Source organism: Gilliamella sp. wkB108, from assembly GCF_001690195.1.
Taxonomy (GTDB): Bacteria; Pseudomonadota; Gammaproteobacteria; order Enterobacterales; family Orbaceae; genus Gilliamella; species Gilliamella apicola_L.
On the sequence record NZ_LZGM01000107.1, the window covers coordinates 22309 to 43240 of the forward strand.

General features: G+C 36.6%; 16 protein-coding genes. 7 read left to right on the forward strand and 9 right to left on the reverse strand.

Going from position 1 to position 20932, the window contains the following annotated elements:
• Nucleotides 1–4: 4 nt before the first annotated feature.
• From A9G11_RS11870 to aspS, 3 genes are read right to left on the reverse strand one after another with little or no spacing between them, the layout of a single operon-like run.
• The gene (locus A9G11_RS11870; protein ID WP_065619818.1) at nt 5–421 is read right to left on the reverse strand and encodes a hypothetical protein; all 417 of its coding nucleotides are present in this window, start codon (nt 419–421) and stop codon (nt 5–7) included.
• A 10-nt stretch (nt 422–431) separates the two neighbouring features.
• Nucleotides 432–884: a dihydroneopterin triphosphate diphosphatase gene (nudB, locus tag A9G11_RS11875; RefSeq protein ID WP_081298560.1), complete on the reverse strand. Its 453-nt coding sequence runs from the start codon at nt 882–884 to the stop codon at nt 432–434.
• A 10-nt stretch (nt 885–894) separates the two neighbouring features.
• Entirely contained in the window at nt 895–2652 is a 1758-nt protein-coding gene (gene aspS, locus A9G11_RS11880) for an aspartate--tRNA ligase (protein ID WP_065619820.1), read from the reverse strand.
• Between the two features lie 278 nt (nt 2653–2930).
• On the opposite strand from aspS, the gene A9G11_RS11885 reads away from it, so the two are divergent.
• The 5 genes from A9G11_RS11885 (at nt 2931) to dusC (ending at nt 7299) form a co-directional block, all read left to right on the forward strand.
• On the forward strand, nt 2931–3713 hold the full coding sequence (locus A9G11_RS11885) for a DUF3100 domain-containing protein (protein WP_065619821.1): 783 nt from the start codon (nt 2931–2933) through the stop codon (nt 3711–3713).
• A gap of 2 nt (nt 3714–3715) precedes the next feature.
• Nucleotides 3716–4165 (forward strand): hypothetical protein, encoded by a 450-nt coding sequence (locus A9G11_RS11890; protein ID WP_065619822.1) that lies wholly within the window; start codon nt 3716–3718, stop codon nt 4163–4165.
• 18 nt (nt 4166–4183) lie between these two features.
• On the forward strand, nt 4184–5503 hold the full coding sequence (locus tag A9G11_RS11895; protein ID WP_065619823.1) for an amidohydrolase: 1320 nt from the start codon (nt 4184–4186) through the stop codon (nt 5501–5503).
• 78 nt (nt 5504–5581) lie between these two features.
• A complete protein-coding gene (locus A9G11_RS11900; RefSeq protein WP_065619824.1) occupies nt 5582–6352 on the forward strand; it encodes a molybdopterin-synthase adenylyltransferase MoeB in 771 nt (256 codons plus the stop codon).
• Nucleotides 6352–7299, forward strand: a complete 948-nt coding sequence (dusC, locus tag A9G11_RS11905; protein ID WP_065619825.1) for a tRNA dihydrouridine(16) synthase DusC — start codon at nt 6352–6354, stop codon at nt 7297–7299. Before A9G11_RS11900 ends, dusC begins: the two co-directional genes overlap by 1 nt.
• A gap of 17 nt (nt 7300–7316) precedes the next feature.
• On the opposite strand, the gene A9G11_RS11910 is transcribed toward dusC, so the two are convergent.
• The 6 genes from A9G11_RS11910 to A9G11_RS11935 all read right to left on the reverse strand — a co-directional run bounded on the left by A9G11_RS11910 (nt 7317) and on the right by A9G11_RS11935 (nt 15997).
• Nucleotides 7317–8276: a hypothetical protein gene (locus A9G11_RS11910; RefSeq protein ID WP_065619826.1), complete on the reverse strand. Its 960-nt coding sequence runs from the start codon at nt 8274–8276 to the stop codon at nt 7317–7319.
• Nucleotides 8277–8375: 99 nt separating this feature from the next.
• The gene (locus tag A9G11_RS11915; protein ID WP_141674422.1) at nt 8376–9095 is read right to left on the reverse strand and encodes a hypothetical protein; all 720 of its coding nucleotides are present in this window, start codon (nt 9093–9095) and stop codon (nt 8376–8378) included.
• A gap of 311 nt (nt 9096–9406) precedes the next feature.
• Entirely contained in the window at nt 9407–10945 is a 1539-nt protein-coding gene (gene murJ / locus A9G11_RS11920; RefSeq protein WP_065619828.1) for a murein biosynthesis integral membrane protein MurJ, read from the reverse strand.
• Nucleotides 10946–11068: 123 nt separating this feature from the next.
• The gene (locus tag A9G11_RS11925) at nt 11069–12424 is read right to left on the reverse strand and encodes a citrate/2-methylcitrate synthase (RefSeq protein WP_065619829.1); all 1356 of its coding nucleotides are present in this window, start codon (nt 12422–12424) and stop codon (nt 11069–11071) included.
• An 18-nt stretch (nt 12425–12442) separates the two neighbouring features.
• Entirely contained in the window at nt 12443–13705 is a 1263-nt protein-coding gene (gene icd, locus A9G11_RS11930; protein ID WP_065619830.1) for an NADP-dependent isocitrate dehydrogenase, read from the reverse strand.
• A gap of 27 nt (nt 13706–13732) precedes the next feature.
• Nucleotides 13733–15997, reverse strand: a complete 2265-nt coding sequence (locus A9G11_RS11935) for an aconitate hydratase (protein WP_065619831.1) — start codon at nt 15995–15997, stop codon at nt 13733–13735.
• A 415-nt stretch (nt 15998–16412) separates the two neighbouring features.
• Between A9G11_RS11935 and A9G11_RS11940 the strand changes: the two genes are divergently transcribed.
• A complete protein-coding gene (locus A9G11_RS11940; RefSeq protein ID WP_065619832.1) occupies nt 16413–17972 on the forward strand; it encodes an AbgT family transporter in 1560 nt (519 codons plus the stop codon).
• A gap of 23 nt (nt 17973–17995) precedes the next feature.
• The gene (gene pepT, locus A9G11_RS11945) at nt 17996–19228 is read left to right on the forward strand and encodes a peptidase T (protein ID WP_065619833.1); all 1233 of its coding nucleotides are present in this window, start codon (nt 17996–17998) and stop codon (nt 19226–19228) included.
• The last annotated feature ends 1704 nt before the right edge of the window (nt 19229–20932 follow it).

Sequence of the window (20932 nt, forward strand, 5' to 3'; positions counted from 1 at the left end):
ATAATTAATCCGCATCAAAGTTTTCACTATAAACTGGTACTTGTTTATTCTGATTACACTCAATAATTTTTGGCAATAAGTTATGATACTGTTTCTGATCGATTTCGCTTATTTTATTCTGATCGACTTGATAGAAAAGAAATTGTTCTGGTTGATTATTTAACTTAAAAGAAGCTATCCAGTAATTTCTATCATCAGCATTTTCATTGGTAAAAATTTTAATGACACTATTTTCTCGTTTTTCTTGTTGATCGTGTAATTGATGAGAGATTAGTTTTTCAACTATCTCCATATCATTCTCATTAAAAAAAATGTAACTACTCTGATTGGATTGGCATTTTTTTATATTTACATCAGCATAACTGCTAGGAATAAAGCACAATAAGCTTGATAGAACAATAGCACATTGACTCAATTTCATTTTCTGCCTCCTAATTAATTTTAATTAAATGGTCAATTTTACTGATTGCCTCTCCATTGTTAGGCGATAAGGTAAGATTGACCGCATCACTGAAACTTAACCATTGATACGCTAAATGTTCGGTAAGTACAGGTGTTATTTCATTTAAAAGTGGTAAATAAAACCAATGTTCTTTATTTATTTTAACATCGGGAGCATAACGGTGTTGAAACTGCGGAAAAATCTCGAATTCAACCGTATGCTGTGTATCAATCAAAGTTAGACCTTGATTGATAATATCTATACCCGTTTCTTCAAAGACTTCACGAATCGCGGTTTGATTGGGCAATTCGTTATCTTCCATACTACCTGTTACCGATTGCCAAAAACAAGGATCATCAATGCGTTGCAACATTAAACAACGCATTGTTGTGAGGCAATAGATCACCACTAATACAGATTCTGGTCTTTTATATCTTTGCATTAAACAGCCGTTAATTTTTACTCACTTCAATGCCGAGTTCAGTTAAAGCAACTGGATTTGCTGGACTTGGAGCGTCAGTTAATAAACAGGTGGCAGCTGTCGTTTTAGGGAATGCAATCACATCTCGAATATTATCTGTTCCTGTTAGCAACATCGTTAATCTATCTAAACCAAAAGCAAGTCCGGCATGTGGTGGAGTTCCATATTTTAGCGCATCAAGTAAAAAACCAAATTTTTCACGCTGATCATGCTCGTTAATACCTAAAATTGAAAAGACAGCTTGTTGCATTTCAGATCGATGAATACGTACTGATCCACCTCCAACTTCATAACCATTGATAACCATGTCATAAGCATTAGCAACCGCATTTTCAGGATTTTTAATAAGCTCATCAGGTGTAAAATCTTTCGGAGAAGTGAAAGGATGATGCATAGCACTAAGCCCCTCTTCTGTTTTTTCAAACATTGGAAAGTCAATGACCCAAAGTACCGCCCATTTATTTTCATCTGTTAAGCCTAAATCTTTACCGACTCTCAGACGTAACGCACCTAATGCGTCACTGACCACTTTATAACTATCAGCACCAAATAGTAAAATATCACCGTCTTTAGCATTAGCCCGATTAAGAAGTGCTTCCATTTGCGATTCACTGAAGAATTTGGCAACTGGACTTTGTACACCTTCAAGCCCTTTACTTCGTTCGTTAACTTTAATCCAAGCCATGCCTTTAGCACCATAAACCGAAATAAATTGCGTATACTCATCAAGTTGTTTACGGGTTAATTGAGCACCATTAGGTACACAAAGTAAGGCTACACGACCATTTACATCATTGGCTGGTGTTGAAAATACTTTAAAATCAACCTCTTTGACCAAATCAGCAACATCGATAATCTCTAAAGGATTGCGTAAATCAGGCTTATCGCTACCAAAACGGCGCATTGCCTCAGCAAAGGTCATGATAGGAAATGTTCCTAAATCAACGTTTTTCACATGCAACCAAAGTTCACGAATCATTTGCTCCATCACTTGGCGTACTTGTTCTGCGGTCATAAACGAGGTTTCAACATCAATTTGGGTAAATTCAGGTTGACGATCTGCTCTTAAATCCTCATCACGGAAACATTTCACAATTTGATAATAACGATCAAAGCCTGACATCATCAGTAATTGTTTAAATAACTGTGGTGATTGCGGCAGTGCATAAAATTCACCTTTATGAATTCGGCTTGGTACTAAATAGTCTCTTGCTCCTTCCGGAGTCGCTTTGGTTAACATTGGTGTTTCAATATCTAAAAAGCCATGCTCATTCATGAACGAACGTACAAATGCCGTCACTTTAGCGCGAGTTTTAAAAATTGCCGTCATTTCGGGACGACGTAAGTCAATATAACGATATTTTAAACGCTGCTCTTCGCTATTGTTTTGGTTAAAATCTAAAGGCAGAACATCGCTACGATTAAAAATCGTGAGTTCAGTTGCAAGAATTTCAACTTCACCTGTTGCCATATCCTTGTTGATTTGTCCTTCCGGTCTTGCTCTTACCTTACCTTTAATTTGGATACAAAATTCATTTCGTAGTTCACCAGCTAGTTGATATGCTTGTTGGTAATCTGGATCAAAAAAGACTTGTACAATACCTTCACGATCGCGCATATCAATAAAAATCATACCGCCTAAATCCCGGCGTTTATTGACCCAACCGCATAATGTTACTTCTTGATTAATATGAGAAGCCTTTAACTGTCCACAATAAATCGAACGCATAAAATATCCTGTTTGAATTTCAACCAATAAAAAATAGTAGGTATTATAAAACAAATAAAACCCTTATAAAGGCATTTATTGAGATTTATTCGCTAATTATTCGAATATTTTCATTCATAACTTCAATATTGTTATAGGTATTATTAAAACAATTCATTAACATTGACGCTTATAATCAAGGTTATGTATAGTAATAAGCCAAAAACGATTACTGGTTATAAATCCTTTAGATACCAATAGTTTTTTTATTTTAGAATTGATGGAAGGAGTCTTTGAGCATGGAAATTTTAAAAGACTATAGAGTGCATCTACTGGCTCTCATAGTTGTCCTTATTTGCGAATTTATTGGTAAACAGACTATCTGGATAGTCACGCTTTACCCAATGCTGTATGCCATGATTATTGGTGGCATTATTAGCATACCGAAATTAAAAATCTTAAAAGAGAAAAATATGCATAATGCCAGTGCAATCATGATTGTGACATTAATGTTACTGATTGCTAAACTCGGTGTTGCTGTTGGTCCTAAAATAAATGAGATTTTAAATGCCAAATTGGCGCTCGTTTTTCAAGAAGTGGGGCATTTTGCCGGAACCATTTTATTAGGTCTGCCGTTTGCGATGGTATTAGGAATGGGGCGAGAAGCTGTTGGTGCAACCTATTCTGTAGCACGTGAACCCAATATTGCTATCGTTGCGGATAAATATGGCCTTGATTCACCTGAAGGTCGTGGGGTAATGGCTATGTATGTTTGTGGCACATTATACGGTGCAATTTGGATGAGTATTTTAGCAAGTATCATAGCAAGATTGGACATTATTCACCCTTACGCTTTAGCTATGGGGGCTGGTGTTGGTAGTGGCAGTATGATGGCGGCATCACTGGCGCCAATTAGTGATCTCTATCCTGAAATGGCGGGTGAAATTAAAGCCTATGCAACGGCAGCTAACTTAATGTCTGGTGTTCTTGGTATTTATATCTATATTCTATTTTCACTCCCATTTGCTTCATTTATCTATAATACCCTTGCTCGTTTTCGACGTAAAAAAACAGGAGCCTAATAATGAAAATTTTAGAAACAATTTTTTTACTTATTTTAGTTGCAATTATTATGGCGGCTGGCAATACGGTAGGATATAAAATCGACTTTATCGTCTCACTTCAAGCGCTGGGTATTTTAGTGGTTATCTCAATTGTAGGTTTATTAATAAGTAAAGTACCAGTCTTAAAGAAATTACCGGTAATTTTATGGGTATCGGTCGTGGCAGCTTTAGTTTCATCACCTATTTTTCCCTGTAATGAAGTCATTGTTTCAGTTACCGATCAAGTTTCGTTACTTGCAGTGTGTACTCCAGTCCTTGCTTATGCAGGGCTTGCTATTGGTAAAGATTTGGTATTATTCAAAAGTATTTCGTGGCGAATCATTCCTGTTTCTTTAGCAGTATTCTCTGGCACCTTTATTTTTGCGGCATTAATTGCACAAATTACCTTACATTGGGAAGGGGTCATCTAATTTAGATAAGGATTAATTATGACAAAAGAAGAACTTAAAAAACAGGTTTGCCAAGCGATTGAAGCGCGAAAAGCAGATATTAAGTCTATTGCCGAAGCAATATGGGCTGAACCAGAACTTGGCTATAAAGAAATTAAAACGGCCCAAAAAGTAGAAGATGCTTTTGACCAATTAGGGGTGCCTTTTAAAAATAAATTGGCATTAACAGGTGTTAAGGGGCGTTTAAAAGGTGGGAAAGGTAGCCAATACAGCGTCGCGGTTATTGGTGAGCTAGATGCCATTATTTGTGCCGATCATCCGGCAGCTTGTGATCTTTCTGGCGCTGCACACTGCTGTGGCCATAATGCACAAATTGCCAATATGCTGGCGGTGACCATGGGTCTTATTGACTCAGGTGCAATGCAATATTTAGCTGGCGATGTAGTCCCTTTTGCCGTACCAGCTGAAGAATATGTTGAAATTACTTATCGTAATCGGTTAATTGAGGAAGGTAAAATCAAATATATTGGTGGTAAACCTGAATTAATTTCACGAGGTGAATTTGATGATATTGATATGGCTTTGCAAATTCACTTAACTGATGTTGCGAAAGAGCGCCCTAATGGTTTCATTGAAATATCAACCACCAGTAATGGATTTATCGGTAAATTGATAAAATATAAGGGTGAAGCCGCACATGCAGCTGCGGCACCTCATGCAGGGGTAAACGCCTTAAATGCAGCCATGATGGGAATCATAGGTGTTCATGCCATTCGCGAAACATTTCAAGAGAAAGATTATATTCGATTCCATCCGATTATTACGCAAGGAGGGGATTTAGTTAATGTCGTACCGAGTGATGTAAGAATGGAAAGTTATGTACGAGCAGGTAATGTTTCGGCAATGGTTGATGCCAATGAACGAATTAATCGCGCGCTTAAAGCGGGTGCTATGGCTGTAGGTGCAACTTGTGAGATTAAGGATTTACCTGGTTATTTACCATTACAAAACAATCCTACACTTAATGATTTAATGCAAAACAATGCAGAAAATCTGATTGGTGAAAAAAACGTATGGGTAGCACCTCATTTGACTGCCAGTACAGATACGGGCGACTTATCACATATTATGCCAGTTAGCCATCCATGGATTGGTTCTGTCCGTGGCGTATTGCATGGTAAAGATTATAAAGTATTTGATGAAGATATGGCTTATATTCGTCCGGCACAAATGATGGCTTGTACCATTATTGATCTACTTTATGATGATGCCGAGCAAGCTACAACATTAATGGCAAACTATAAACCATTAATGACTAAAGAGGAGTATTTAACTTTTTTAGCTGGCTTTGATAAATAATCTATTTAGCTTGGCACGTTGTCGTGCCAAGTTTCTGCTATAATATCCCTTTCATTAATAATAACTGCCATTACCCTCATGCAAGAACTAACAGATCAAGAACTTTTTCGTTACGATAGGCAAATCACCTTACGTGGTTTTGATATTGATAAACAACAAATACTGAAAAACAGTTCAGCGCTCATTGTTGGTTTAGGTGGGCTAGGCTGTGCGGCTTCACTCTATTTAACCGCTGCTGGAATCGGTAAATTAACCTTGTTGGATTTTGATACTGTCTCAAAATCTAACTTGAATAGGCAGATTTTGTACAGTGAAAAATCAATTAATCATTATAAAGTTGAGCAAGCCAAACAAGCATTAATCAATATCAATGCTAATATCGCCATTGAAACAGTTAATCAACAGCTTGATGATGTTAGTCTCCTTTCACTTATTGAGCAACATGATATTGTGATTGACTGTACTGATAATCTAACCACTCGCGAACAAATTAATCGTGGTTGTTTTACCGCTAAAAAACCGTTAGTTTCTGGTGCAGCGATTCGTATGGAAGGCTTATTAACTGTTTTTACTTATCAAAAAGATGAAGCTTGTTATCACTGTTTAAGTCGCTTGTTTGGTCAAGACCAACTGACTTGCGTAGAAGCTGGAGTTATGTCACCACTGGTTGGTATGTTTGGATCGATGCAAGCATTAGAAGCCATAAAAGTATTGACTGATTATGGTGTTCCTTTAGTTGGTCGTTTACTGATGATTGATGCGATGAGTATGCAATTTAACCAAGTATCCATAGTCAAGCAAGCTAATTGTCCGGTTTGTGGTTCCCACCATTTGGATAAGGCAAACTAATGGAAAATAATCGGATTATTTTAGCCCCTATGGAAGGGGTGTTGGATTTTAATGTTAGACAAATCTTAACTGAAGTTAATCAATTTGATTATTGTGTTACTGAATTTGTACGTGTTACTCATCATAAACTCTCTAACCGGACTTTTTATCGGTTGTGTCCTGAACTCTATAACGCAGGAAAAACCGCTTCAGGTACACCCGTTCGTGTACAACTTTTAGGACAATCACCAGAATGGATGGCAGAAAATGCGGCTAAAGCTATCGAATTAGGGTCGTTTGGTGTAGATATTAACTTTGGTTGCCCGGCGAAAACGGTGGTTGGCAGTCAAGGAGGCGCTTATTTATTAAAATACCCTGAGCAGATATTTAATATTGTCAAACAGGTTCGCCAAGCGATTACTAAAACGCATACCTTATCAGTAAAAATTCGTTTAGGTTGGGAAGATAAATTACACTGTTTTGAAATTGCTGATGCCATCCAATTAGCCGGAGCGGATGAGATTGTGATTCATGGCAGAACCAAACAAGATGGTTATAAGGCGGATAAAATTGATTGGCATACGATTGGATTGATTAAGCAACAATTAACAATTCCGGTTATCGCAAATGGTGAAATTTTTTCGTTATCAGATGCGCAAAATTGTATCAACCAAAGTCAGACTAAGCATATTATGCTTGGTCGTGGTATGTTAAATATCCCTAATCTGGCGAATATGATTCGTTTGGGTGAACAGGCTTTGGACTGGCAATCAGTGATGCAAATTCTTATCCGTTATGCCGCAACAAATATTAAGGATGTTAAACCCATGTATCATTCTGCACGCATTAAACAGTGGCTTACTTACTTAAAACAGCACTACCAACAGGCATCAACGTTACTTCAACAGATTCGAGTTTTAAAATCACAATCAGAGATTTGCGATTTTTTAAATAACTATAGAGAATAAGCTTATTTAAAGCCTTTCTACCCGTTTGTTGGCTTAGCAAAGTAATATTGAGTTACACGTTTTACAAACAAACAGCTTAAAATTACTGCGAAAATTAAAATAGCTTTCGGATAGTAAATAACGATCAGTAAACCTATCTTATTGGGCAAATAATCAGTACTAAATAAAATGACAGCAAAAACAGCATCTATAATTAATATCAACAAATTCGTCATGACAGCGCTTTTAATAATTCTATCAGATTGCAACACCACAAAGGTTCGTTTGAATAGATTTTTGGTTATCAATGTAATCAGCAGAAAAGCAATGACATAAATAAATATTGGTACGACGGTAAATAATACATAGTAAGAATTATAAAATGGTAAATTACTTGGTAATCCGGTCAAACAATTAGTAGAGGTAATAAACATAAAAAAGAAAAATGCTAAAAAGAGTGTAAAGTGAATTTTAGAACTATTGTTTGCTGTGAGTTCAAAATCTTGTCTGCTTTTATTAAACCAACTGCCAAAAATCTTAATGTAATAATAGATTAACAAACTTTCTAAACTAAAATAGACTAATCTAGAAATGGCGCTCATCGGCAAAGCAAATACCCATGAGTCAGCCTTAGTGATGTTAACAAAGAACTTATCATAAACTAATTGATAAATTAATTGGTTTCCTCGATTAAATAAAAAACTAAAAATCATAATAAGCAACACAATAATCACCAATAAACCGACATTTTTGACTGTAATGATGTGAATATTCATTCGGTAAAAGGCGATTGATGAAACAACAAATAATAGCAGGCTTGGCAAAATTAAGTGAAACAAGTTATTTAACATAAATTCAAAAATTGTTGGCCAGAAAGAAAAATTATCAATAATGATAAATAGAACGATAATATAAGTTACACATGACTTTAAAAAATTAATAGTAACAAACATTCCTACGAAAATAAGAGGTAGTTTAAAAAAAGATAATTTTTCCATTTCACTTTCCTAATTAGTTCAATTTTCCTTTAATTTAAAAATAAAGTTATTATCAGTATAGCTAAACGACTTTCAAAATAACATTTTACATAAATAGTGTTATATACTTTTTTGTCGCATAAAATAGCCTCTGGTAACGATATTTAGAACCAAACAAGATAAAAGTGGTTGTAATAGTAATAAAAAGATTAAATACGCTGAGTTTAATAATACACTGTAGGAATCAATATACTGTTTATTCATATAATAAAGCACAAAATAATAATCAATAAAAAGACAAATTAGCATGATACCACTAGCTATTAGCACACTTTTGAGAAGTTTAACATATTGAATTTTCTCAAAAGCACATAAAAAATTTCGCTTAGCCAAAAAAATACCCAGTAATATGCTTAATATGAAAAAATAATTAAGGAGGTAGAGATGTCGGTACTGCTCTGCACCAATAATATAAACCTGTCCAATTGAATTGATGATTAAATTATATCCTAATAACAATAGATAACTGACAAATACAGCAAAGAGAATAAAATGAATTTGAACACTATTTGTCGTTGTAAGTTCAAATGACGATTGATTTTTTACCATGTATTTAGCAAAAAACTTGATTAAATAGTAAATAGATAGACTATAAAATAACAAACTAATCATAGCCCAAAAGAGGTTATTTATTGTCTCAAATAACATTCCAGAGCCTATAAAATTGAATTTTATACTGATGCGAATAAAATAAGCAATGAATGATAATATTGCCATAGCGAGGGTTAACCATCGTATATTGGTTTTATTGACCATGTAGATATTTGCTGTGTGAAGCATTAGTGACAACAATCCAAATAACCAGAGCGTTTCAAGGAAGAGATGATTAAAAATGTTAATTAATATTCTTCCGATTTCACTAAAAATAAACCCAATAACGTTATATGGTAATTGGTTCAAGAAATAAAGAGCAGTAAATAAAAAATATAATAGCAGACTAATTAAAAAATAAATGAGACTCGCAATTATTGGGAGTTTAAAAAAAGATAATCTTTCCATTTAATTTCCTTATTATTAATAGATTATATTCAAACGTTATGTTTTCCTGAAACTTTTTAACACATTTTATTTTACTTATATTCTATTGTTATTTAATCAATTCGCTTGATGAAATGCTTAATTTTGAATCCCATAGCAATGAGCGAACCAAAATAGACCAAAATACCAGCAATAACTAATAACAATAATCGTGCAACGCGCATCAACATTGACCCCGTTGACCAATCAGGTAACCACTGTGCGCCAAACCATAATACCAATGACATTAATAACACAGCGATAATCACTTTAATTAGAAATCCTTTCCAACCTGACTGTGGTTGGTAAAGTTGTTTTTTTCGTAGTTGCCAAAACAATAATCCTGCATTAAAGCAAGCAGCAAGCCCGATAGATAGTGAAAGTCCTGCATGTTTTAATGGACCAATAAAAGCAAGATTCATCAATTGGGTTAAAATCAGCGTAAAGATAGCGATTTTTACCGGTGTTTTGATATCTTGCCGTGAATAAAATGCCGGTGCTAATACCTTGATGAGAATGAGTCCGAGTAAACCAATAGAGTAAGCAACTAACGCACGTTGTGTCATTAGCGCATCGTTTAATGTGAATTGACCATACTCAAACAGTGTTGATATTAATGGTCGGGAAATGACGCCTAAGGCAACGGTACTTGGTAATGCTAATAAAAAACAGAGCCGTAATCCCCAATCAAGCAGTTCTGAGTATTGCTTATGATCGCCTTTAGCAAAACTTTTGGCTAATGACGGCAATAAAATAGTACCTAATGCTACACCAAGCACACCTGCTGGAAACTCCATTAAGCGATCGGCATAATACATCCAAGATACCGAGCCGGAAATTAAAAATGAGGCAAAAATAGTATTTATAATAAGAGATATTTGACCTACTGAGACACCCAAAATAGCTGGTCCCATTTGTTTTAAAACTCGCCAAACACCACTATCTTTAAAACTAATACGCGGTAACACCAACATACCGATTTTCTTCAAAGACGGCAGTTGATAAAGTAGCTGTAAAATGCCACCTACGCCAACCGAAACCGCTAATGCTAATACCGGAGGATTAAAGTAAGGTGTTAAAAATAGGGTGAATATAATCATACTGATATTTAACAACGTTGGTACAAAAGCTGGCACAGAAAAACGGTTCCAAGTGTTTAATATTGCACCAACAAGTGAGGCAAGCGAAATAAAAAAGATATAAGGAAACGTTATTTGTAATAGCGTTGTGGCTAACTCAAATTTCTCGGTTGATTCTTGTAAAAATCCCGGCGCAGTTAACATAATCACAAAAGGCGCGGTGATAACACCAATCAAAGTGACAATGGCTAAAACTAAAGTTAATAAACCTGAAACATAAGCGACAAAAGTTCGCGTGGCTTCAAGACCTTGCTGGTTTTTATATTCAGCTAGAATTGGCACAAAGGCTTGTGAAAAAGCGCCTTCGGCAAAAATACGTCTGAGTAAATTGGGTAATTTAAATGCAACAAAAAAGGCATCGGTCGCCATTCCTGCACCAAAAAAGCGAGCTATAATTGCATCACGTACAAAACCTAATACACGTGAAACCATGGTCATTGAACTTACCGTGGCTAAAGATTTCAGAAGATTCATATTTACAGCCTAATACTGACAATGAGGCATAGTCTACAAACTATTAGTATAAATCACCATGATTTTTTCAATAAACTTAGATTATAAATCCACCGTCAGCCTGTCACTGACGGGATAGTGAATTTAGCGATCTTTTAATGGAATGAAGGTCATCAGTTCCCCTACATTTTTATAGGCAGGTCGGATGATTCGGCGATCATCAAAGTTGAGTTCTTCAATTCGGTGTGCGCACCAGCCAACAATACGAGACATGGCAAATAAAGGCGTATATACCTCTTTAGGTAAACCAATCATGTCATAAACAAAACCGGAATAAAAATCGACATTCGCGCAAACCTGTTTTTTAGTTCTGGCATTTTTTCGATTAACAACAGCGTGTATCGCTCGTTCCTCAAGCAGATTTAAGAAATTATACTCTTGTTCTCGTCCCTTCTCTTTGGCGAGTTCATATGCCATCTCTTTAAGCAATACAGCTCTAGGATCGGAAACGGTATAAACCGCATGCCCGATACCATAAATCAACCCTTTTTTATCAAAGACTTCTTTATTTAAGATACGCTGTAAATAGCTGTCTATTTCATTAACATCTGTCCAATTCTTAATTGTCTCTTTGAGATGTTTTAACATTTTGCCAACTTGTAAATTCGCTCCACCATGTAAAGGACCTTTGAGTGAGCCGATACCTGCAGCAATGGATGAATAGGTATCTGTTCCGGTTGAGCTTGTTACTCGCACGGTAAAAGTAGAGTTATTACCCCCACCATGCTCAGCATGAATAATCATGGCTAAATCGAGTACACGTACATCAAGATCTGTATAACCGTTCGATCCTTTCATCATATATAAAAAATTTTCAGCGATAGAAAAATCTTCATGAGGATGACGGATATGCAATGATTTGCCTTTAGCGCTATGACTTAACATATTATAAGCGTAAGCAATAATGGCTGGAAATTTAGCAATTAAATCAATCGATTGTCGCATCAAGTTATCACGCGAAGTATCATCTGGCTGTGGATCATAGGTGTACATTTCAAGCACTGTTCTGGCTAAAATATTCATCACATCATGGCCTTCAAGCTCCATAATGGCAATTTTAGTTTGCTTTTCTAACGCCATCGATTCGCAAAGTAACCGTGAAAAATCGTGTAACTCTTCAGCATCAGGCAAATTACCGGATAACAATAAATAAATGGTCTCTTCAAAGCCAGTACGTTTTTCTTGCTGTGCATTATGTACCAGATCATCAATATCTATGCCTCGATATAGTAATTTACCGGCAATCGGTTTTAATGAGCCGTCTGCCAAGCGTTCATAACCAACCACGTCCCCAATACTGGTTAATCCAACTAATACGCCTGTATGATCTGCATTACGTAATCCACGTTTAACATTGAATTTTTCAAATAACTTTGTATCTATTTTACTGGTGTTTTTTATCGTTTCAGATAATTTATAAACCAAGAATTTTTCCTTCATGTTTGATGACTCCCAACGTTATAAATTATCAATAATGGCTTGGGTAAATTGACTGGTTGATAATTCCTCACCATGTTTCATAAAGCGTGCTAAATCAACCGTTGCTTGACCATTTTGAAATAGTTTTTCCATTGCACCTGTAACCAGTTGCCCGACTTGATACCAACCAAGATAATCAAACATCATCACCCCTGATAATAATAATGAAGATGGATTGGCTTGATCTTTTCCTGCGATATCAGGCGCTGTACCATGGGTAGCTTCAAAAATAGCATGTCCCGTCATATAATTAATATTGGCTCCCGGTGCAATGCCAATACCGCCTACCATGGCAGCAAGCTGGTCAGAAACATAATCCCCATTAAGATTCAATGTTGCAACCACAGAATAATCTTCCGGTTTTAATAAGGTATTTTGTAAAAATGCATCACAAATAACATCTTTTATAATTAATTTACCCGTTAATTTTGCAGCTTGTAATGCTTGATTTGCTACTTCATTACCTTGCTCTTTTTTGAGCTTTGCATAGTAATTCATGGTGAAAACGCTATCAGTAAATTCACGCTCTGCTAGTTCATATCCCCACTGTTTAAAGCCTCCTTCAGTAAATTTCATAATATTTCCTTTATGTACTAATGTTACTGACGGTAGTTTATGTTGTAGCGCATATTCAATAGCCGAGCGTATCAGGCGTTCAGAGCCTTCAATTGAAACCGGTTTAACACCAAATGATGAAGTGTCAGGGAAACGGACTTTTTTCACACCCATTTGTTGCGATAAAAATTGATAAAATTTTTTGGCTTCAGGTGTTCCTTGTTGCCATTCAATACCCGCATAGATATCTTCGGTATTTTCACGAAAAATTGTCATACTGACTTTTTCAGGATATTTAATCGGTGATTCAACACCTTTAAACCAACGTACCGGTCGCAAGCAAACATAAAGATCTAACTCTTGACGAAGAGCCACATTAAGCGAACGAATTCCTCCACCAACAGGAGTTGTTAATGGACCTTTGATACCCACAAGATATTGTTTAAACGCATCCATTGTTTCAGTAGGTAACCAAGAGCCATTGAGTTTAAATGATTTTTCTCCGGCAAGCACTTCATACCATTCAATACTTCGCTTACCTTGATACGCTTTTTCAATTGCTTTATCAAAAATCTGACGTGCTGCCAGCCAAATCTCTTTACCTACACCATCCCCTTCAATAAAAGGAATAATAGGATGATCAGGTACAACTAATTGTCCATTTTCAATTAAAACTCGTTGTTTCATATTATCGGTTCCTTTTACTTTTAGGTTTTAGTTAAGCTCTTCTTTTAACTTATTTAAAGCACTGCCTGCTTTAAACCAATCAATCTGAGCTTGGTTATAGGTATGAGCAACTTCAAATGATTCCATACAGCCATCACTGTGATGAAGTGTTAAAGTTAGATTTTTTCCCGGTATAAAATCGGTCAATCCAGTAATACTAATTTGGTCATCTTCACGAACTTTATCGTAATCATTTTTGTCTACAAAAGTTAGAGCTAACATACCTTGTTTTTTAAGATTGGTTTCATGAATACGCGCGAATGATTTAACTACAATCGCTTTTACATTTAAAAAACGCGGCTCCATTGCGGCATGTTCTCGCGATGAACCTTCACCATAATTCTCTTCTGCAATAACAACAGAACCTAATCCTTCAGCTTTTAATTTACGTGCTAGTGCCGGCACTTCGATATATTGGCCACTTTGTACATCTAACACCGAATTGGTCTTTTGATTAAAGGCATTGACAGCACCAATTAACATATTGTTAGAGATGTTATCTAAATGTCCGCGAAATTTTAACCATTTACCAGCCATAGAAATGTGATCAGTTGTACATTTGCCTGTCGCTTTGATTAACAGTGGTTGCGTAATAATGTCTTTACCATCCCATGCTGAAAAAGGTGATAGTTGTTGTAGTCGTTGAGAATTAGGGGCAATGTGAACTTCAACCTGACTTCCGTCTGCAATTGGTGCGACATAACCTGCATCGTCAACAGCAAAGCCTTGTTTTGGTAATTCATCACCAGTTGGTTCAGGTAATTTTACTTGTTGTCCTTTGTTATTCACTAGTGTGTCAGTGAGTGGATTAAAACTGAGTCTACCCGCAATAGATAATGCCACAACTATTTCAGGTGAACAGACAAAGGCATAAGTATTTGGGCTTCCGTCATTTCTTTTAGCAAAATTACGGTTGAACGAAGTGACAATTGAATTTTTATGTTCATCGGCAACTTCGTCGCGACGCCACTGACCAATACAAGGTCCACAGGCATTTGCCATTATCGCTGCACCAGCCTGTTCAAAACGAGTCAAAATACCATCACGCTTTGAAGTGTATTTCACTTGTTCTGAACCGGGATTGATAATTAATTTAGCATTAACCGTTAAACCTAATTGATTAGCCGCATCAATGACAGATGCAGCCCGCATCATATCTTCATAGGAGGAGTTTGTACAAGAACCAATCAAGCCAACTTCCATATTATCCGGGTAATGGTGTTCTTTGACAGCTTTAGCTAGTTGAGATATGGGGTAAGCTAAGTCAGGGGTAAATGGACCATTCACATAAGGCTCTAAGTCGCTGAGATTAATTTCTATAACTTGGTCATAATATGCTGTCGGTTGTGCCAATACTTGCGGGTCGGGATTAAAGCAATCAATTAGCGTATTGGCTAAATCAACGACTTCTTGGCGACCTGTCATGACTAAGTAATCGGCTGATTTTTGGCTATAAGGAAAAATTGATGTGGTCGCCCCTACTTCTGCTCCCATATTACAGATAGTCGCTTTGCCTGTTGCGGATAATGATTGCGCTCCTTCTCCAAAATATTCAATTATGGAATTGGTTCCACCTTTAACCGTTAAAATACCTGCAAGCTTTAAAATAACGTCTTTCGGGGATGCCCAACCGGATAATTTTCCTGTCAATTTGACCCCAATGATTTTTGGCATTTTCAGTTCCCAAGGCATCCCAGCCATGACATCAACGGCGTCAGCACCGCCGACACCAATTGCAATCATGGATAAACCACCCGCATTAGGCGTGTGTGAATCAGTACCTATCATCATTCCACCTGGAAAAGCATAATTTTCAAGTACAACTTGGTGAATAATACCGGCATCTGGTTTCCAAAAGCCTATGCCATATTTATTTGAAACATCTCGCAGGAATTGATATACCTCTTGGTTATTACTTTCAGCAATAATCAGATCATCATGGGCATTTTTATATGCTTGAATTAAATGGTCACAGTGTACAGTCGATGGCACAGCAACTCGTTTACGTCCAGAGTTCATTAACTGTAAAAGTGCCATTTGCGCAGTTGCATCTTGCATGGCGACACGATCTGGTGAGAAATTAACATAATCTTCACCTCGTTGATAAGCTTTAAGTTCTTCACCTTGAGCAAGATGTGCATAAAGAATCTTTTCCGTCAAGGTTAATGGTTTACCGATTTTTTGACGAATTAAGTCAATTTTTTGTGGGTATTGCTGATAAATATGTTTAATTAAATTAATATCGTAAACCATAATAAAACCCCATTGCTAATATTTCTTCTCTGTGCATTTTACCAGTTAATAAACTGGATAATTATTCACTTTTAATAACTAAATATTCATTTAAATATACTATTAATTTTTAAAAAAGCAATTTTATACTAAAACGTATACTTAACCTGAACCATCTTGACAAGTTTAAGTAATTTTAGAAATCTATTGCTGTAGAAAGTGATAGAAGTTGCTTTTAAATATTCTATCCAAATATTTGAAAGTATGCTCATTAAAGTAAATTGAAAATTTAGCAACCTTATAAGTAATTATAATGTTAAGATGTTTCAGGTTAACCATATGTTTAAGTATAAAGCGAGGTTATATTTAGCTGTTTGCTTGCTATAAAATTATGTGTTAAATTGTCGCTCCGAACAATATTTACACTCATTTTTTTATGAATCAAACAACTAGTCCGTCACCGACAAAAACTGGTGGCTTTTTAAATACAATAGAACGAATTGGAAACAAAATTCCCGATGTAACAACACTTTTTTTCTACGCTTTAATTATCTGTTTTGTTGCCTCTTTACTACTCTCTTTTGTGAGCTTTAATTATATAAATCCTGTGACACAAGAAAAGTTGACAGTGGTCAATATGTTAGCACCCGATCATCTGGTAACCTTTTTAACTAAAATGGTTCAAAACTTTGTCACATTTCCTCCTTTAGGTATCACTATTGTTGCAACTTTGGGAATAGGTATTGCGGAAAGTAGTGGTTATATCCATGTTTTACTTAAAAAATTACTTGCTGTAACACCTAAAAAACTTGTTACACCTTCAGTCATTTTTGTCAGTATGGTATGTCATATTGCGTCTGACTCTGCTTATGTGATTTTAATGCCGGTCTCTGCAATGATGTTCTACGCGACAGGTCGTCACCCGTTGGCCGGTATTGCGGCTGCTTTTGCTGGCTTAGCCGGTGGCTTTAGTTCAAGTTATACTCCTTCAATTATTGACCCAATTATGCAAGGTTTCACCCAAAGTGCAGCACAAATTATTGATCCTTCTTATCAAGTCAATGTGTTATGTAATTACTTCTTAAGTTTCGGTGGTACTTTTTTTGTTTTGATAGCTTGTTGGTTCGTTACGGATAAAATTGTAGAGCCTCGTTTAAATGCCACTATGCCTTTAAATAAAGATCTACAATTGGATAATATTGCTGATTCACCAGCTATTACGCCAATTGAAAATCGTGGATTTAAGTTGGCATCAATTGTGTTTATGATCATCGCAATTGGTCTTGTTTTATTATTACTCCCAGAAAATTCATTATTACGAGCGCCAGATGGAAGTATGACCAGCAATAAAGCACCTATAATGCAAATTATTGTGCCGTTGTTATTTTTGTTTTTTTCTATTCCGGGATTGATTCATGGTTTTGTCACTGGTGCATTTAAGTCATCTCGTGATATTGTAAAATCAATGGAAAATATCACTAAATCGTTAATTCCATTTATTGTTTTTGCGTTCTTTTGTGCGCAATTTTTATATGTCTTTTCTCATTCGCAAATTGGTACTTTAATTGCAATTGCCGGCGCAGAATTTCTAAAAGCATTGCATATGCCGTCAGTAGTCACGATTTTTGGCGTGATTATTTTAACCAGTATGTTAAATGTACTGATTACTTCAGCCTCTTCTAAATGGGCAATATTAGCTCCAATTTTTGTACCAATGTTGATGTCTGTTGGCATTTCGCCTGAGTTAACACAAGCTGCATATCGTATCAGTTCCGCCGTTAACGTTAGTACACCGATGTTTGCTTTTTATCCATTAATCATTGCGTATTGTCAACAGTATTGTAAAAATACTGGTGTTGGTACCTTAAGCTCAATGATGATCCCATATACCGCAGCTTTACTTATTGCTTTAACCGTAAATCTACTGTTATTTTGGTTCTTGGGTCTGCCAATTGGCTTTGATAGTGGCTATGTTTATCCAGCGACAAATCTTTAGCCATTAATAAGGAGTTATCTATTATGAATATTACAGAACAGCTAGTTACCCGTTTTTTACGCTATGTTAGTATACCAAGCCAAAGTGCTGTTGGTTGCGCTAATGTTCCTTCTACTCCAGGTCAAACGGAGTTAGCTAAAGTACTTCAACAAGAGTTAATTGAACTTAACTTACAAGATGTATATCTTGATGAACATAGTATCGTGACCGCTAAATTAGCCGGAAATAGTCCTAATGCACCTAAAATTGGATTTGTGGCGCATCTGGATACGGTTGATGTGGCATTATCAGATAAAATCAACCCTCAGCGAGTTAAATTTACTGGTCAGGATATTTTATTAAATAAACAAAAAGATATTTGGTTCAAAGTTGCAGAGCATCCTGAATTGAATAAATACCTCAATGATGAGCTTATTGTCACTGACGGTACCAGTGTGCTTGGCGCTGATAATAAGGCGGCAATTGCTAACGTAATGACAATGTTAGATCAATTACAACAACAGAAATGCACCCATGGTGACATTTATGTCGCTTTTGTACCCGATGAAGAGGTGGGGCTTAATGGCGCCAAAAAGTTAGATTTAAATCGCTTTAAGCCGGATTTTGCCTATACCATAGATTGTTGTGAGCTAGGTGAAGTCGTTTATGAAACATTTAATGCAGGCTCTGCTACCATTGAAATTGCGGGCGTATCAGCACATCCAATGTCAGCAAAAAATGTTTTAATTAATCCGATCCGTGTAGCAAACGATATTATTAACTGCTTTGATAGCTTTGAAACACCAGAACATACTGAAGGGAAAGAGGGTTATTTCTGGTTTAATGATATTGTGGGTAATCAAAGTACCACAACGTTGAAGATGAACATTCGCGACTTTGATCTTGCCAAATACGAGGCTCGTAAAAGTTATATCCAACAAGTGGTCGATTTTATAAGTCGTAAGTACCCTCGCGCTAAAATTGAGTGCAAAATTACTGATACATATAGCAATATTGCTAACTATTTAGGGAATGATCGGCGTTCAATTGATTTAATTTATCAATCATTTGAACAATTGAATATTCAGCCAAATACGATTGCTATGCGTGGTGGGACAGATGGTTCTGCACTTTCAGCTAGAGGACTCACTACACCTAATTATTTTACTGGCGCACATAACTTCCACTCTTGTTATGAATTTTTGCCTCTTTCATCGTTTCATAAATCATTTGAAGTGACGATGAAAATCATCGAATTAGCAGCAAAAATGCACTAAATATTCTAAAAAGGGATTAATTTCCCTTTTTTTATTGCTATCTAAATTTACAATTTTAATCTATTTAACCATTTCATGGTAAGAATTCATTATTGCTTACACAACCTCTCTAATGGTTATCATCTATATTACAATGATTTAATAGGATTTGAGTCTGTTTATCGCTTTTTGTGTAATTAATTAGGTATTTTTGTTGCTTAAACTATGAGGGAGAAAAGTGGTGGGTCGTGAGCAGATTATTCGGCACTTCCTGTGCCTCACTCCTTCGGAGCCAACTCTTCGTGTTGTTCAAATTCGTTCCGGACGAATTTGTCGAACGCTGGCGTTCTCATCGCTTTGTGTTATTAATTAGGTATTTTTGTTGCTTAAACTATGAGGGAGAAAAGTGGTGGGTCGTGAGCTGATTATTCGGCACTTCCTGTGCCTCACTCCTTCGGAGCCAACTCTTCGTGTTGTTCAAATTCGTTCCGGACGAATTTGTCGAACGCTGGCGTTCTCATCGCTTTGTGTTATTAATTAGGTATTTTTGTTGCTTAAACTATGAGGGAGAAAAGTGGTGGGTCGTGAGCTGATTATTCGGCACTTCCTGTGCCTCACTCCTTCGGAGCCAACTCTTCGTGTTGTTCAAATTCGTTCCGGACGAATTTGTCGAACGCTGGCGTTCTCATCGCTTTGTGTTATTAATTAGGTATTTTTGTTGCTTAAACTATGAGGGAGAAAAGTGGTGGGTCGTGAGCTGATTATTCGGCACTTCCTGTGCCTCACTCCTTCGGAGCCAACTCTTCGTGTTGTTCAAATTCGTTCCGGACGAATTTGTCGAACGCTGGCGTTCTCATCGCTTTGTGTTATTAATTAGGTATTTTTGTTGCTTAAACTATGAGGGAGAAAAGTGGTGGGTCGTGAGCTGATTATTCGGCACTTCCTGTGCCTCACTCCTTCGGAGCCAACTCTTCGTGTTGTTCAAATTCGTTCCGGACGAATTTGTCGAACGCTGGCGTTCTCATCGCTTTGTGTTATTAATTAGGTATTTTTGTTGCTTAAACTATGAGGGAGAAAAGTGGTGGGTCGTGAGCTGATTATTCGGCACTTCCTGTGCCTCACTCCTTCGGAGCCAACTCTTCGTGTTGTTCAAATTCGTTCCGGACGAATTTGTCGAACGCTGGCGTTCTCATCGCTTTGTGTTATTAATTAGGTATTTTTGTTGCTTAAACTATGAGGGAGAAAAGTGGTGGGTCGTGAGCTGATTATTCGGCACTTCCTGTGCCTCACTCCTTCGGAGCCAACTCTTCGTGTTGTTCAAATTCGTTCCGGACGAATTTGTCGAACGCTGGCGTTCTCATCGCTTTGTGTTATTAATTAGGTATTTTTGTTGCTTAAACTATGAGGGAGAAAAGTGGTGGGTCGTGAGCTGATTATTCGGCACTTCCTGTGCCTCACTCCTTCGGAGCCAACTCTTCGTGTTGTTCAAATTCGTTCCGGACGAATTTGTCGAACGCTGGCGTTCTCATCGCTTTGTGTTATTAATTAGGTATTTTTGTTGCTTAAACTATGAGGGAGAAAAGTGGTGGGTCGTGAGCTGATTATTCGGCACTTCCTGTGCCTCACTCCTTCGGAGCCAACTCTTCGTGTTGTTCAAATTCGTTCCGGACGAATTTGTCGAACGCTGGCGTTCTCATCGCTTTGTGTTATTAATTAGGTATTTTT